The organism is Nocardia sichangensis (assembly GCF_047200615.1).
Taxonomy (GTDB): Bacteria; Actinomycetota; Actinomycetes; order Mycobacteriales; family Mycobacteriaceae; genus Nocardia; species Nocardia sichangensis.
In genome coordinates, this window is record NZ_JBJZOK010000028.1 from 95544 (window position 1) to 109992 (window position 14449).

The 14449-nt window shown below is 69.2% G+C and carries 13 protein-coding genes; 7 read left to right on the forward strand and 6 right to left on the reverse strand.

Annotated elements, in window-relative coordinates:
• Positions 1–75 precede the first annotated feature (75 nt).
• Together pheA and ACL03I_RS30715 are read left to right on the forward strand one after the other, a co-directional pair.
• A complete protein-coding gene (gene pheA, locus ACL03I_RS30710) occupies positions 76–990 on the forward strand; it encodes a prephenate dehydratase (RefSeq protein WP_355073283.1) in 915 nt (304 codons plus the stop codon).
• Positions 987–1655 (forward strand): histidine phosphatase family protein, encoded by a 669-nt coding sequence (locus ACL03I_RS30715; protein WP_355073282.1) that lies wholly within the window; start codon positions 987–989, stop codon positions 1653–1655. Before pheA ends, ACL03I_RS30715 begins: the two co-directional genes overlap by 4 nt.
• 18 nt (positions 1656–1673) lie before the next feature.
• On the opposite strand, the gene ACL03I_RS30720 is transcribed toward ACL03I_RS30715, so the two are convergent.
• The 6 genes from ACL03I_RS30720 to ACL03I_RS30745 form a co-directional block, all read right to left on the reverse strand.
• Positions 1674–2501, reverse strand: a complete 828-nt coding sequence (locus tag ACL03I_RS30720) for an ESX secretion-associated protein EspG (protein ID WP_412807580.1) — start codon at positions 2499–2501, stop codon at positions 1674–1676.
• Positions 2498–3670 carry a PPE family protein gene (locus tag ACL03I_RS30725; RefSeq protein ID WP_379249775.1) on the reverse strand — a complete coding sequence of 391 codons (1173 nt, stop codon included), beginning with the start codon at positions 3668–3670 and terminating at the stop codon, positions 2498–2500. The genes ACL03I_RS30720 and ACL03I_RS30725 overlap by 4 nt, the downstream gene beginning before the upstream one ends.
• Before the next feature lie 52 nt (positions 3671–3722).
• Positions 3723–4034, reverse strand: a complete 312-nt coding sequence (locus ACL03I_RS30730; protein WP_159849106.1) for a PE domain-containing protein — start codon at positions 4032–4034, stop codon at positions 3723–3725.
• A gap of 164 nt (positions 4035–4198) precedes the next feature.
• On the reverse strand, positions 4199–4549 hold the full coding sequence (locus ACL03I_RS30735) for a metallopeptidase family protein (protein WP_355073276.1): 351 nt from the start codon (positions 4547–4549) through the stop codon (positions 4199–4201).
• Between the two features lie 10 nt (positions 4550–4559).
• A complete protein-coding gene (locus tag ACL03I_RS30740; protein ID WP_412807581.1) occupies positions 4560–5699 on the reverse strand; it encodes a septum formation family protein in 1140 nt (379 codons plus the stop codon).
• Positions 5700–5775: 76 nt separating this feature from the next.
• Positions 5776–7476, reverse strand: coding sequence for an aldehyde dehydrogenase family protein (locus ACL03I_RS30745; RefSeq protein WP_412807582.1), 1701 nt, complete (start codon positions 7474–7476; stop codon positions 5776–5778).
• A gap of 92 nt (positions 7477–7568) precedes the next feature.
• On the opposite strand from ACL03I_RS30745, the gene serS reads away from it, so the two are divergent.
• The 5 genes from serS to ACL03I_RS30770 all read left to right on the forward strand — a co-directional run bounded on the left by serS (position 7569) and on the right by ACL03I_RS30770 (position 14427).
• Positions 7569–8831, forward strand: a complete 1263-nt coding sequence (serS, locus tag ACL03I_RS30750) for a serine--tRNA ligase (RefSeq protein ID WP_355073272.1) — start codon at positions 7569–7571, stop codon at positions 8829–8831.
• Between the two features lie 175 nt (positions 8832–9006).
• Entirely contained in the window at positions 9007–10794 is a 1788-nt protein-coding gene (locus ACL03I_RS30755; protein ID WP_355073270.1) for a putative bifunctional diguanylate cyclase/phosphodiesterase, read from the forward strand.
• Positions 10795–10980: 186 nt separating this feature from the next.
• Positions 10981–12324 carry an MFS transporter gene (locus ACL03I_RS30760; RefSeq protein WP_355073268.1) on the forward strand — a complete coding sequence of 448 codons (1344 nt, stop codon included), beginning with the start codon at positions 10981–10983 and terminating at the stop codon, positions 12322–12324.
• Positions 12325–12405: 81 nt separating this feature from the next.
• Positions 12406–13347, forward strand: coding sequence for a DMT family transporter (locus ACL03I_RS30765; protein ID WP_412807583.1), 942 nt, complete (start codon positions 12406–12408; stop codon positions 13345–13347).
• Positions 13348–13401: 54 nt separating this feature from the next.
• Positions 13402–14427, forward strand: coding sequence for a peroxiredoxin family protein (locus ACL03I_RS30770; protein ID WP_412807584.1), 1026 nt, complete (start codon positions 13402–13404; stop codon positions 14425–14427).
• The last annotated feature ends 22 nt before the right edge of the window (positions 14428–14449 follow it).

The following is a 14449-nucleotide window of genomic DNA, read 5'->3' on the forward strand; positions in this document are numbered from 1 at the left end:
GAACAGATGACCGGGACCGGCAGGCCCTTCGCAATTGGTGGGGAGCCGGGCGAGCGCGCAAGTAATCTCGTAACCGTGCCGCGAATCGCGTACTTCGGGCCGTCCGGAACTTTCACCGAGATGGCCCTCGCTCAATTGGAATCCTCGGGAACCTTCGCCGGGCCCGTCGAGCGGATCGCCGCGCCCAGCCAAGGCGCCGCGCTCGACCTGATCCGTTCCGGTGAAGTGGATGGCGCGGTGGTGCCGATCGAGAGTTCCGTGGAGGGGTCGATCTCGGCGACGCTCGACTCCCTGGCAATCGGTCCGCGCCTGCAGATCGTCGCCGAGACCGAACTCGAAGTGAGTTTCACGATCCTCGGCAAGCCGGGCACGGCGTTACCCGACGTGCGCACTCTCGCCGCTTACCCCGTGGCCGCCGCGCAGGTCCGGCTGTGGGTGGCGCGGCATCTGCCGCAGGCGCAGCCCTACACCTCGGCGTCCAACGCCGCCGCCGCCGAGGACGTGGTGGCGGGCCACGCGGACGCCGCCGTGTCGACCGCCCTGGCCGGAGAGCGGCTGGGATTGATCGCGCTGGCCTCCGGGGTCGCCGATCACGAGCAGGCGATCACGCGGTTCGTGCTGTGCACCCGGCCCACCGCGGCGCCGCCCGCCACCGGCGCCGACCGCACCTCGATCGTGCTCGAGCTGCCGAACGTACCGGGCTCGCTGATGCGCGCCTTCGCCGAGTTCGCCACGCGCGGTATCGATCTGACCAGGATCGAGTCCCGGCCCACCCGAACGGGCATGGGCACCTACCGTTTCTATCTGGACTGCGTCGGGCACATCGACGACACCGCGGTGGCCGAGGCGCTCAAGGCGCTGCACCGCACCGCGCGGATCCGCTTTCTCGGATCTTGGCCGGCGACTTCCGCGACCGGTACGCCACCACCGTCGGACGAAGCGTCCGCGGAGTGGTTGATCCAGCTGAGAAAGGGGATGGCCGACCTATGACCGGGAGGTTGATTCTGGTCCGGCACGGCGAGACCGAGGGCAATGTCGCCAAGCTGCTGGACACCCGGATTCCCGGGTTGCCCCTGACCGAACGCGGTGCGGCACAAGCGAAGACGTTCGGTGAGGGCCTGCTCCGCCCGCCGCAGGTGCTGTTCTCCTCGGCGGCGCTGCGCGCGCGCCAGACCGCGAGCTACATCGAGGCGGCGACCGGTGTCGCCGCCATGGTGCTCGACGGACTGCACGAGGTACAGGCCGGCGACCTGGAGGGAGAACACAGCGAGGAGGCGCACCAGACCTTCCAGCGGATCTACCGTGCCTGGCATGAGGGCGATCTCACGCTGCGGGTGCCCGGCGGCGAATCCGCTCAGGATGTGCTGGATCGGTTCCTGCCCGCGATCGAGGAGCTGCGGAATACATATCTGACACCGGACGTTGCCGCGCCCGGAGACGTGATGGTAGTCAGTCACGGTGCGGCCATGCGGCTCGTCGGCCGCACGCTTTCGGATGTGCGTCCGCCGTTCACCACGAACAACCACTTGGACAACACCGAGACCATCGAGCTGGTACCGATGCCGGACGGCAGGTGGGAGTGCATTCGGTGGGGACGATTCACGCCGCCGTTCGGCTACGAGGTCGCACCGACTTCGGACGATCCCATGGGTTAGCGACGCTCGTTCGGTGCTTCAGGACAGCTTCGGATTCCGCGGGAACTCTTCGCGTTCCGGTAGGAAGTTGATCAGATCCTGCACGGCCGTGCGCAGTCGCGCGGGAGTCCCGCTACTGAGCGACGTCCACTTCACGCCGTCGTCGGACCTGCTCGCGGTCGCGATGAATCGGCCGGCGCGCGTGTTGAAGACGGCGATGTGGTTGTCGGCCGCGTCTCGGGTGCCATCGCCGTAGATCACACCGACGATCTCGGCATACGAGTGGATCTCGACCAGAGCCGCGGCCAAGGTCTTCGCGTCCTGGGCCGGGTTGCCCACCTTCGCCAGCCGTTCCGCGGTGGCCGCCGCGTCGCCGGTGTCGCCGAAGATCGTGGCCAGCTCTTCGGTCGGGGCGTTCATGCCGTACAGCTCGAGCGGCTCGGCATAGCCGAGTGCCGCGAGAACCGTTCCGGGCAGGTCGTTTCCAGCCTCGTCGACGACGTAGGAGTCCTGTCCCCGAAGGGCGACGACCGGGAGGTCGACGCCCTTCGCCAGACAGAAGCGGCTCACCCAACCATCGACGACCAACCGCAGCGCGATGATCCAGTGGGGCCGGTGCAGCGCGCGCAGCCGATTCTCCAGATCACGATGCAGCACATCGTCGATCAGGAGTTCCCGCTGGGCGAGCGACTCGGCGGCCGCGTCCATCGCCGCTTTGTGGTCGGTCAGATTGTCGTACCGTGCCCTCGCGTTCAGGACGACGGGAACCTCGATCTGCAGTTTCTCTACGAGGAACTGCATTTCGTCGAGCGACAGGACGACCGCGTCGAGCGTCGACGGGCTGCGGCCCGCACCGAGTACGGTCACCTAACCGTCCCGGTGAGGTCACCGCCGATGACCCCATCGGCGGTGAAGCGGCCGTCGTTGAAGTGCTCCGTCGACCGCAGGTAGTCCCGGCCGTCGTGTTCGGTCTCGTCGTCCTCGTCGCTGCGCGCCTGGTTACCGAGCAAGGGGTTGCCGTTGCCGGTGTTGGCGGGCCGGACCGGCGCCGCCTCGACGCCCTTGACCGCGACGCTCTCCTGCACCGGAGCCGTGCTGCCACCGATCGTGCCGTTGGAGCCCCAGCCTTCCGGAAGCTTGAGCGAGCCGCTGCTGATGCCCGCCGCCGATCCGAGACCGGAGAACGACACGGCACGCGTCGCCGCACCGGTAGCGGTGGCTGCCGCACCGATACCCATGGCCATGGGAGCCATGCCGGAGAAGGAGGGCGCGGAGCTGGTGGTGGCGGCCGCGATCGCGCTGCCCGCGACATTTCCGACGGTGGAGACACCGGTGGTGGCGATCGAGCCGACGGCCTGAGCGGCCTGGGTGGCAGCGCTCGCCACCCCGGGGTTGCTCAGGAATGCCTGGGTGGCGGCCACGGCAGCCTGGATCGGATCGGCCGGGACCTCGGTGGTCGTGTCCGCCGCTTGCTCGGGACTTGCCGTCCCCGCGCCCTTGGCGATCGCCGGCGGTAACAGGAATTCGGCGGGCGTGGCGACCATGGCGCTGGTCGCGGCCTCATAGGTCTCCATGACCAGCGCGGCACGGATGTCCATCGCGTTCCTGGCGACTTCGGCGGCTTCGAACGCACCGCTCAACACGCCGGGCGGGTTCGCCGACGCGGCCAAAGCGGTGTTGACGGCCGCGATCTCGGGCGGGCTCGGCATCGCCAGCGCGGCGACGGTGTAGGCGGTGGCGTTCGCCGCGGCCTTGGCGCCCATCGCGGCCGCCTGCACGCCCTGCTGCTCGGACCAGCCGAGGAAGCCGGTGAGCTTGCCCAGCGCGGCGATGCCGTTGATGCCCTGCATTCCGACGCCGAGTTCGGCCATCACCCTGGCGACCGTCGTCGTCGCGTCGATCCAGGCGGCGGTGAGCCCGCCCCATGCGGTGGCGGCGGCCGAGATCGGAATCGCGTGCGCGCCCGCGTGAAGTGTGGCCGAATTGATCTCCGACGGGCGCGCCGCCCAGATCACCCCGGTGACTCCTGCAACCATGTCTGACTTCTCCCCTGCTTAAAAGCGTTGCTGATGGATCTCGCTTGCGGAACTACACCTGGATGGCGCTGATGCCGGCGGCGCGGACCACGTCGCCCGCGACATGCTGGGCCAGCTGCATGCGCAGCGTCGCCGCGGCGTGGTGGCACTCCAGAATCGCCTGCGCGATCGCGCGATCGTGCGACATCGCCCCCTGATTGAAATGGCTCGCGCTGAGGAAGGAGACTTCCTCCGCCCCGGAGGGCAGCACGTGCGTCGCGGGCGCGGTGATCGCCGCGGCGGCGGCCAGACGTTCGGCGACGAGGTCGAGTTCGGCCGCGGCGGCGAGAATGGCTTCGGGTGCGATCAGTACATGTCCAACCATGACTCGACTCCTTCTAGTGGCTGTGGGGCGGAACCACGAGAATTCCCCCTTCGAGTGATAGGACGCGACAGCAACGCGATCGGTTCCATCGAATCCCCAATTTTTCGATCTCCGTGCCGATTACACACCCACCGCTGGTGGTGCGCAATACAGCTCGGTTCAGACTATCCCCATCCCAGCTGATGCAGGCGGTCTTCGTCAATGCCGAAATAGTGTGCGATCTCGTGGATCACGGTGATCGCCACCTCTTCCACCACTTCGGATTCGTCGGCGCAGTGTTCGAGGATCGCCTCGCGGTAGATGGTCACGGTGTCGGGAAGCGCTCCGCCGTAATGACTGTCACGCTCGGTGAGGGCGATGCCGTGATACAGACCGAGCAGGTGTGGATTCTCCGGATCGCGCGGCTCGATCAGCACGACCACGTTGTCGATCGCGCGGGTCAGCTCGGGCGGGATGAGATCCAGTGCGTCGCCGACCAATTCCTCGAACCGGTCGGCGGACATCGTCACGGGCATCGGCGCTCGGCTACCTGGGCTGAGGCTGCGGCGGCAGGGGCGCGGCGCCCGGCAGCGGTGCGGGCGTGGAACGTCCGTTGTTCGGCGGCGGCACCGGAGCCTGGGCGTTGATCAGGATCTCGCCCTTGGCCGACCCGGTGATCGGCGCGAAGCCCTCCCGATCGGCTCCCTTGCCGATCATGCAGTCCAGCTTGCGGCTGCCCGCCATCCAACTGCGGGCATCGATGTAGTCGAAGAACAGCGTGAGCGTCTTGTTCCGGATGACGTCCGGTCCGCCCAGGTAGTCGGTCGACGTGCGGGTGCACTCCTCCTCGACGAACTTGTCCTGGTCGTCCTTCGCGGGCGGGCCTCCGTTGAAGTGGGCGGCCAGATCGACGGTGGAGACGATCTCCACGGCGTGCGGCTGCGCGCAGTCCACCGGATCGGTGGGCAGGTTCTGGTTGATGCCGAGGCACACGCCCGCCTCGTACACCTTGGACTGATCGTGCTCGGTGGCGCTGCCGACCGACGGCGGGGTGCCGACGCTGGCCGCGATCTGCAGGCCGCAGCGCAGGGTGCGGTCACCGTGCTGCCAGCCGTCCGGGCTCGGATACATCAGCCCGACGATGTACTTGCCGCGCGGATCGAACCGGCCCGACATGTACTTCTGCACCGCGGGCACGCAGTGCTCCTCTTTCAACTCGGTCAGGCGCAGCGAGTCCGGGAACCGCGAGCCGGGACCGAACTCCTTGCCCGGATACCTGCTCATGTCGATGTCGGCCGCGACCTCGAACATGTGCTTGCTCGAGCAGTTCACCTTGGCCAGGTCCGATCGGTCCGGCTTGGTCCAGCTCAGGCAGTCGCCCTTCGCCGCGGTGCCGAACTCCTTCTCCAGCACCGGCTGCGCCGGAGCGCCGGGATTGTGCGCCTCCAGGCCCTTCTCGTTGTCGAAGCCGGTGACGAACAGCGTCACCAGGGCCGCCACCACGGCGCCGACGGCCACCGCGAGCAGGCCCCAGCGCAGGGTGTGGGCCGACAGATGCAGATCGCGCAGCTCGCCGTCGGCGAGGGCGGCTCTGGCCGAGTCGAACGAGCGCCGTACCGAGTCGGCGCGCGACGAAGCGCCGCGCTTGGGCGCCTGCGGGGACCGGGACATGCGTTCGGAGGACATCGCGGTCCATCATGGCAGTGTCGGTGCCGCGGTGCCACGACCTGCCCCGATCGGCGCGGCACGGGCCACGAGCGATTCAGCCGCGCAGGGCCGAGAGGAAGACGCCGGGCAATCGGGCGGGGTTGGCGTCGGCGTAGAACTCGGTGAGCCTGCGCCCGGTGGTCGCTGCGGTGGCGTTGCCGACGAACCACGGCGGCTTCGGAGAGAGGGCGAGTTCGCCGCCCAGCAGCGAGCGCGGCACCGGCCGGAACGGGCCGTGCACCACGGTGCGCTCCACATCGTCGAGCAGCAGGGCGTTGTGCACCACGCCGATACCGCTCTGCACGTCGTCGAGGGTGTGCCCAGGGAAGGCTCCCCAGGCGGCACGCGGCGCGAGGAAGGCCAGACCGGTCCAGCTGTTCACCGCGATCGCGCCGTAGCGCAGCCGTTCGATCGCGCGGTCGAAGGCGACACCGAGCCTGCGGATGGTCGTCGGATCGGCGATCACGTTCGCGCCGAGCGTGCCGGTCAGCTCGGCGTTGGCGAAGTCCACCGCGCGTTGCAAGAACTCGCCGCCCGTGTAGGGCAACTCCACCACGCCGAGCACGGGGGAGAAGTACTCCGTGCGCAGCAGCGGCGAGCCGGTGCGCGGCAGTCCGCCGACCAGCACCCGCCCCGCGCCGAGACGCTCGGCCTCCGGGTACGAGGCCAGCGCGTCGGCGACCCGCGCGTCGCTGCCCGGGTAGTAGGCCGTGCGCTGCGGCGCCCGCTCCATGGCCAGGCGGAGTTCGGCGAGGAACTCTTCCTTGCGGTCCCACTCGGAGCCGATCACCACCGCCTGCGCGGCCACGCAGTTGTAGCCGCCGTTGTGCAGCCGTTGGGTGGCCACGTGCTCGGCCTGGTAGCGCAGATCGGCGTCGGACCAGTCGCCGGGCACCACGATGGTCGGCGAGACGCCGCCCAGTTCGCTGCTGATCGGCTTGTCCAGCAGTGGCCGGTTGTGCTGCTTGCGTTCCGCGCCCTCGGCGCCGGGGCCCCACACGATGGCGTCGTGGGTCTGCGCGCTGCCGGTCATGTGCACGTGCGCGACGTCCGGATGACGCACCAGGTAGCCGCCCTGCTGCGCGCCGCCGGTGAGGATTCGCAGCGCGCCGATCTCCAGCAGCGGTTCGAACACCATCTCGAACACGGTGAACAGCGGGTCGGTGATCGGGTTGAGCTTCAGCGCGACCACCCGGTTGTGCGCGAACAGCTCGTACAGCGCGTCCAGCGGCGGAATCGAGGTGATGTTGCCCGCGCCGAGCACGGCGCCGATCCCGCCGGTCGCGGTGGGATCGAGCTGGGCGAGTCCGGCTCGCCGACGGGCCGCGTCGGCGTCGACGCCGGGACGCAGCCACACCTCGCCGCGGAAACCGTTGAGCAGCAAGCGATCGTAGACGCCGAACGGGAATACCGGCACCGCCAGCCGCCCGCCCGGCGCCTCCCGCAGCGTGATGCCCGCCAGCGGGCTTCGCCCGGTCTCCAGCGCGGCCAGGGTCGCCGACAGCGCGGCCGTGGCTTGCAGCAGCGTGAGCGGCCCGGACATCCACTCCTCACCGACCAGCGCGGAGTGCTCGCCGAGATCCTTGACGACGCACGCCGCGCGCACCCAGTCCTCCGCGAGGCGGCCGGTCCTGGCGTGGATCTCGTCGAGCAGCGCGCGGCGGCGGCGCAGCGACGTCGCGGCCCACACTTTCTCGCCCGCCGCGAGATCGGCCAGCGCGTTGTCGATGGCCGTCTCGTCGAATGGGGTGCCCACAAACCCACTATGCGCGCGATCCGGGGTGGATGGTCCGCATCCTGGGATATCGGCGTGAAAGCGCAACACACCGACTACTAGGCTGGTGGCCCATGATCGACCTCCGATTCCTGCGGGACAACCCGGACGCGGTCCGCGCCTCGCAGCGCGCCCGCGGCGAAGACCCCGTTCTCGTCGACGCGCTGCTCGAGGCGGACGCGGCGCGGCGCGCCGCGGTGGCCACCGCGGACAACCTGCGCGCCGAGCACAAGGCGATGGGCAAGCTGATCGGTAAGGCGAGCAAGGACGAGCGGTCCGCGCTGCTGGCGCAGGCGTCGGAGATGTCGGTCAAGGTCAAAGAGGCCGAGGCCGCCCAGCACGCCGCAGACGTGGATCTGGACACCGCGCACCGCGCCATCTCCAATGTGGTGCAGGACGGCGCGCCCGCGGGTGGCGAGGCCGATTTCGTCGTGCTGCAAACGGTCGGCACGCCACGGGAGTTCGACTTCGAGCCGAAGGACCACCTGGAGCTCGGCGAGTCGCTCGGCCTGATCGACATGGAGCGCGGCGCGAAGGTCTCCGGCGCCCGGTTCTACTTCCTGACCGGCTACGGCGCGCTGCTCCAGCTGGGAATGCTGCAGCTGGCCGCGCAGAAGGCGGTGGCCAACGGCTTCACCATGATGATTCCGCCGGTGCTGGTACGCCCGGAGGTCATGGCGGGCACGGGGTTCCTCGGCCAGCACGCGGCGGAGGTCTACCACCTCGCCGACGACGACCTCTACTTGGTCGGCACCTCGGAGGTGCCGCTGGCGGGTTACCACTCGGACGAGATCCTCGACTTGAGCGACGGCCCCAAGCGCTATGCGGGCTGGTCGTCGTGTTTCCGCCGGGAGGCGGGCAGCTACGGCAAGGACACCCGCGGCATCATCCGGGTGCACCAGTTCGACAAGGTGGAGATGTTCGTCTTCACCACGCCCGACCAGGCCGACGCCGAACATCAGCGTCTGCTCGCCTGGGAACAGGAGATGCTCGCGGCGATCGAGGTGCCCTACCGGGTGATCGACGTCGCGGCCGGTGATCTCGGCAGCTCCGCCGCGCGCAAGTTCGACTGCGAGGCGTGGGTGCCCACGCAGCAGACCTACCGGGAGCTCACCTCGACCTCCAACTGCACCACCTACCAGGCGCGGCGGCTGGCCGTCCGCTATCGAGACGAGAACGGAAGGCCGCAGATCGCCGCGACCTTGAACGGCACGCTCGCCACCACCCGCTGGATCGTGGCCATTCTGGAGAACCACCAGCAAGCCGACGGGTCGGTCCGGGTGCCGTCCGCCCTGGTCCCGTTCGTCGGTACCGACGTGCTCCGACCGACGAATTGACAACGGACGAATGACGTTCAGGTAAATAGCTACTGGTTCGCCATGCCGTATTCCCGGGATGTGGCAACCAGGGGGATTCCTTATGTCTAGGCTATTCGTCGTGCGAGGAATCGGGTCTCGCGGCGATACCCGAACCCGGGTGCGGGCCGCGTCTGCGTTGGCGACGGCTATGGTCATGGCTCGGACCACCGGGGCGTTCTACGTCATGGGCGGGGTGCTCGGTCTGCTGATCACCGCCATCGCCCCTGGTGAAGAGGGTAATCGTCCGCTGGTAGGCGGGGCGGCAGCGGTGGCGCTGGTGCTCGGTCTCACGCTGCTCGCATGGGGCCCGCGGCTGCCGCATTCGATCCATCACGTCTATGTCGCGATCGCGACGGTGTTGGTGACGATCGCGGTGCATTCGTTCCCGAACACGGTGGGCGCGATCAGCCTCGCGGCGTTCTACGTCTTCATCGCGTGCGACGCCGCCCTGTTCTTCGCCTGGTCGCAGGCCGCCGCCCATATCGCGTTCGCCTTGGCGCTGTGCCTGTGGGTGCTGCCCGCGCGGCCGGTGACGCCCGGGTTGCCGTGGTGGTCGGGCCTGATCCCGGCCGGCGTGACCTTCGGTGTCGGCGTCGTCGTCGGGATCCTGACCAGGATGGCGTCCGAAGCCGACATCGACGTGCTCACCGGCCTGCTCAACCGGCGCGGCTTCGACCGGGCGTTGAACACCGCGATCCAGCAGGCCACCAGGTCCGGGCACGGACTCGCGCTGGTGCTGGTCGACCTGGACCGTTTCCAGAAGATCAACGACCATCTCGGGCACCGCGCCGGTGACGCCGTTCTGCAGCGAGTGGCCGACACCTGGTCGAAACTGCTGGCTCCCGATCAGCGCCTGGCGCGTTACGGCGGGGACGCGTTCGCCTTGCTGCTGCCGAACACCACCGAGCAGGCCGCGATCCTGCTCACCGAACAGCTGCGCGCCGCTGTGACCACCGGCTGCTCGGCAGGCGTGACCTCCTGGCAGCCGGGCGAATCGGGGTCGCTGCTGGTCAGCCGCGCTGACGTCGGCCTATACCGGGCCAAGCAGGCCGGACGCAACCGGACGGTGCTGGAGTCCTCGCGGCAGCTGCCGCTGGCGGTGGAACTGCGCGAGGCGATCGACCGGGGCGCCCTCGACGTGCACTACCAGCCGATCGTCAGCCTGACCGAAGGCGGCGGCAAGGCCGTCGGTGTGGAGGCGCTGCTGCGCTGGTCGTCGAGCGCGCAACCGGATGTCACCACCGAGGGCTTGATCCGCGTCGCCGAGGAATACGACCTCATCGCCGATCTGGACGAACTGGTGCTGCGCCGGGCCTGCGCGGACGCCGCCCGATTGCAGGAAACCTTCGCCCAGCTGGATCTCACACTGAACGTGAACGTCAGCGGGCTGGAGCTGGCCGAGACCGGTTACGCCGACCGGGTGGCGGGCATCCTCGCCGCCACGGGGTGGCCCGCCGACCAGCTGGTGCTCGAAGTGACCGAGAGTGAGCTGGCCGCCGAATCCCAGACCGCGATCGAGAATCTGCACACCCTGCGCGACCGTGGCGTGCGCATCGCCATCGACGACTTCGGCACGGGATACTCCTCGCTCAGCCGACTGGCCACGCTGCCGAGCGACATTCTCAAGGTCGATCAGTCCTTCGTCGCCGCGATCCGCTCGGATTCGCCCGCGCCGCCCTTGCTCGGCGTGATCGCCGCGCTCTCCAACGCGCTGGACCTGCAGGTCATCGCCGAGGGCGTGGAGACCGAATATCAGGCCGCCGTGCTCACCGAACTGGGCTTCGCACTCGCGCAGGGGTATCACTACAGCGATTCGCATCCGGTCTCGGAGCTGATCAGCGACCTCAACGAGAACAAGGGCCGGATCGGCCAAGGTGTCACCGACCGGGAGCTGGGCGACGGAGATTCGGTTCCGGCGAACGGCTGGGTGCCGTTGCCCTGATTCGCGCGGCGGCCGATTCCCTTCGACGCGCCCGAGCGGTAATTCCCTTGACGCCGCGAGGCAGGGATGGCCATGCTGATCGGCATGCGGTTGCTCGTCTACGCCTATTGATTCGCTGGATCGCCGCGCGCCCGTCGGACGGGTAGCGCGCGTACTTTCAGTCTGCGCTCGCTGACGGTTCGGGCGGTGCTCTTCAAGAGCACCGGTGAACTGATTCCGCTGTACGCGCTGTATGCCCTGCTGTTCGCCGATCACGGCATGAGCACGGGGCAGATCTCCTTACTGTTCGCCATCTGGTCGATGACCTCGTTCCTGCTCGAGGTGCCCTCCGGTGCGTGGGCCGACACGGTTTCGCGGCGCGGACTGCTCGTACTCAGCGGTGTTCTGCTGACGGCGGGCTTCGCGCTGTGGACGGCGGCGCCCTCCTTCACGGGCTTCGCCGCCGGGTTCGTGCTGTGGGGTACCTCGGGCGCTCTGGCCTCCGGCACCTTCGAAGCGTTGCTGTACGACGATCTCGCCGCCCGCGGTGCGTCGTCGACATATCCGCGCATCCTCGGTTACACCCGGGCCGGTGCGGAAACCGCCGTCGTCATCGCGATCGTCGCCGCGACGCCGCTGTATCTCATCGGTGGCTATGCCCTGGTCGGCTGGGCCAGTGTCGGTCTGGCCGCCGTGCACACGCTGGTCGCGCTCTCGCTGCCCACCGCGCCGAAGGCGGTGTCCGCGGCGAACGTCGATGATCTCGAAGAGGACGAGTCGGCATCTTTCGCGCCACCTTCCGTGGTGGCCGGTGAGACGGGCGGCTCCGCGGGTTCGAATGCGGATGTACGCGGGTCGGTCTCGGTGATCGAGGGCTATGACGAGACTCGGGATGATCAGGCGGACGTCACGAGGAGATCGGGAACGTTCGCGCGCTACCTCACCATGCTGAAGGCCGGTGTGGGCGAGGCCCTTCGCGTGCGGATGGTGCGCTACGGCGTGCTGCTGGAGGCGCTGCTGTTCGGGATCACGGCGTTCGACGAGTATTTCGCCTTGCTGGCGGAGGAGGCGGGCGTATCGACGGCCGTCGTGCCACTGCTGGTCGGCCTCACTGTGCTCGGTTCGCTGACCGGGTCGGTGCTGGCGGGGCGCACCGAAGGAATGTCGGGCCGGACGATGTCGATCGCGGTGGGTGTCGCGGGCGTGCTCTTCCTCGGCGGCGCGCTGATAGCCGGTCTCGCGACCGGTCGTCCGAACGCGGTGTACTTGCTGACCACCCTCGGCTTCGCGTCGATCGGAATCTCCTACGGCATCGTCTACAACGCGGGCATCGTCGCGGCCGCCCGCCTCCAAGACGCCATCGAGGGTCCCGCCCGAGCGACCGTCACCTCGGTCTCCGGTCTCCTGGGCGAGGTGATCGCCCTAGCGGTCTTCGGATTCGCCGCCCTCCTGACCCTCCACGCCGCCATGTCCACCCTCTTGGCCATCCTCGGCGCCTCCATCCTCGCCATCGCCGCCCTCATTCCCCGCTGGCTCCCACCCCGCCACTGACCACGGGCGGCACACGATCGAGAGCGCTTCTCGCGAAATGCCGCAGTGATGTGCCGCTCGACGATTGGGTAGCGTGCGGGAGTGCGGTTGGGGCTGTTTGCGGGGTTCGGGATCGGTGCCGGGGTGGCGGTGCAGGGGCGGATCAATGGCGCGTTGGGGGCGCGGTTGGAGGATGGGATCGCCGCGGCCACGATCAGTTTCGGGGTGGGACTGGTCGTGTTGGGGGTGGCGTTCGCGGTGAGCGGGCGGCTGCGGGACGGTGGGCGGCGGGTGCGGCTGGCTCTGGCCGAGGGTGGGCTGCGGCCGTGGCAGTTGCTCGGCGGGCTGTGCGGCGCGTTCTTCGTCGCGTGCCAGGGGCTGACGGTCGCCGCGATCGGCGTCACCGCGTTCACCGTCGCGACCGTCGCGGGGCAGTTGCTCAGCAGCCTGGCCGTCGACCGGCTCGGGCTCGGTCCGAGTGGGCGGACGCCCGTCACCGTGGTGCGTCTCGTGGGTGCGGCGCTCGGGGTGGCGGCGGTGCTGGTAGCCGGATTCGGGCACCACCGCGCTACCGGTGGTCTCTCCGTGCCCGACGCGCTGCGCGGCACGCCGACCGTGTTGTTGATCGCGCTGCCCGCGCTGGCGGGCATCGGCCTGGCCTGGCAGCAAGCGGTGAACGGCAAGGTGGGCGCGGTCGGCGGAGCCATGTCGGCGGCGATGGTCAATTTCTGCGTCGGCCTGGCCGGGCTGCTCGTCATCGAGGCCGTGGTCATCGCGACTTCGGGCGGCCCGGCCGCATTCCCGACCGAGCCTTGGCTCTACACCGGCGGTTTCATCGGCGTCGCCTTCATCGCCCTCGCCGCCATGGCGGTGCGGTGGATCGGCGTGCTGCTGCTCGGGCTCACCTCGGTGGCGGGACAGTTGCTGGCCTCCGTTGTCCTCGACGTGCTCACGCCGACCAGCGCGGGCTTGTCCGCCACCGCGATCGTCGGCTGTGTGCTGACGTTGGTCGCCGTCGCCATCGCGACTCGGTCGCAGTCCTGAGGACACTCGCCCGACATTCATGTTCGAAGTGCATGAATGTGGGAGGGTGCGCTCATGCTGATCGAATACGGGGTGTGGGTTTCGCGGCTGGGACTGACTGTCGTCTTCGCGCTGTCGGCCTGGGGCAAGCTGACGGATCGCGGCGCGGCACGGCAGGCGGTGAGCGATTTCGGGGTGCCGCTGCGCTGGGTGCCCGCGGTGGCCTGGGGGTTGCCGATCGCCGAGGCGATGATCGCGGTCGGTGTGCTGTTTCCATGGGTTTGCGGCCCGGCGGCGCTGGCGGCGCTGCTGCTGCTCGGCGTGTTCACCGTGGCGATCACGCGCTTGCTGCGGCGAGGCGAGCATCCTTCCTGTTCCTGTTTCGGTGCTGCGAGCGCGGCGCCGATCGGACCGAGGACGCTGGTGCGCAATGCTCTTCTCGCGGCGCTCGCCGTGGTTGTCGGCATCGGCGCGCAGACACATCCGCGCGTTCCGATGGGCCTGCCCGCCGACAACGCGGTCGGCTGCGCGGTTGTCGCCGCAGTGGTCGCGGTGCTGGCCTGGTTGACCGGCCAGCTGCGTGTCCTGCGCCGCCGAGTGGACGAGCAGGCGTTGTCCACGCTGGGTGCTGAGGGCTTGCCCGTCGGTGCGGTGGCGCCGGAGTTCGAACTGTTCGGCCCCGAGGGAACGAAGACCACGCTCGAGGATCTCTTGGCCTCGGCGAGGTCGGTGCTGCTGGTCTTCGTGCACCCCGGCTGCGAGCTGTGCGCGGCGCTGGCACGGGAACTGCCCCGCTGGCGTGCGCGAACCGGTGACGCCCTCGCGATCGTCGCGGTCGGCAACGGCGATGCCGCCGAGCAGGCCGCGTGGGGAGCCGAGCACGGGTTGGAGGACATTCCCTCGCTCGTGCAGCAGGGCAACGAGGCGGCCCTGCGTTACCGGGTGCGCGGTACGCCGTCCGCCGTGCTGATCGATCCCGAGGGACGTGTCGCCGCGCCGGTGGCCAGAGGGGGCATCGCGATCCGCGAGTTGATCAGCACGGTGCGGGCAGCGCCGCGCAAGCCGGCGCGCGACAAGATCCCGGCCGGGGCCGCGCGTTAGTTTCGGGGCGTACCTCTTTTCT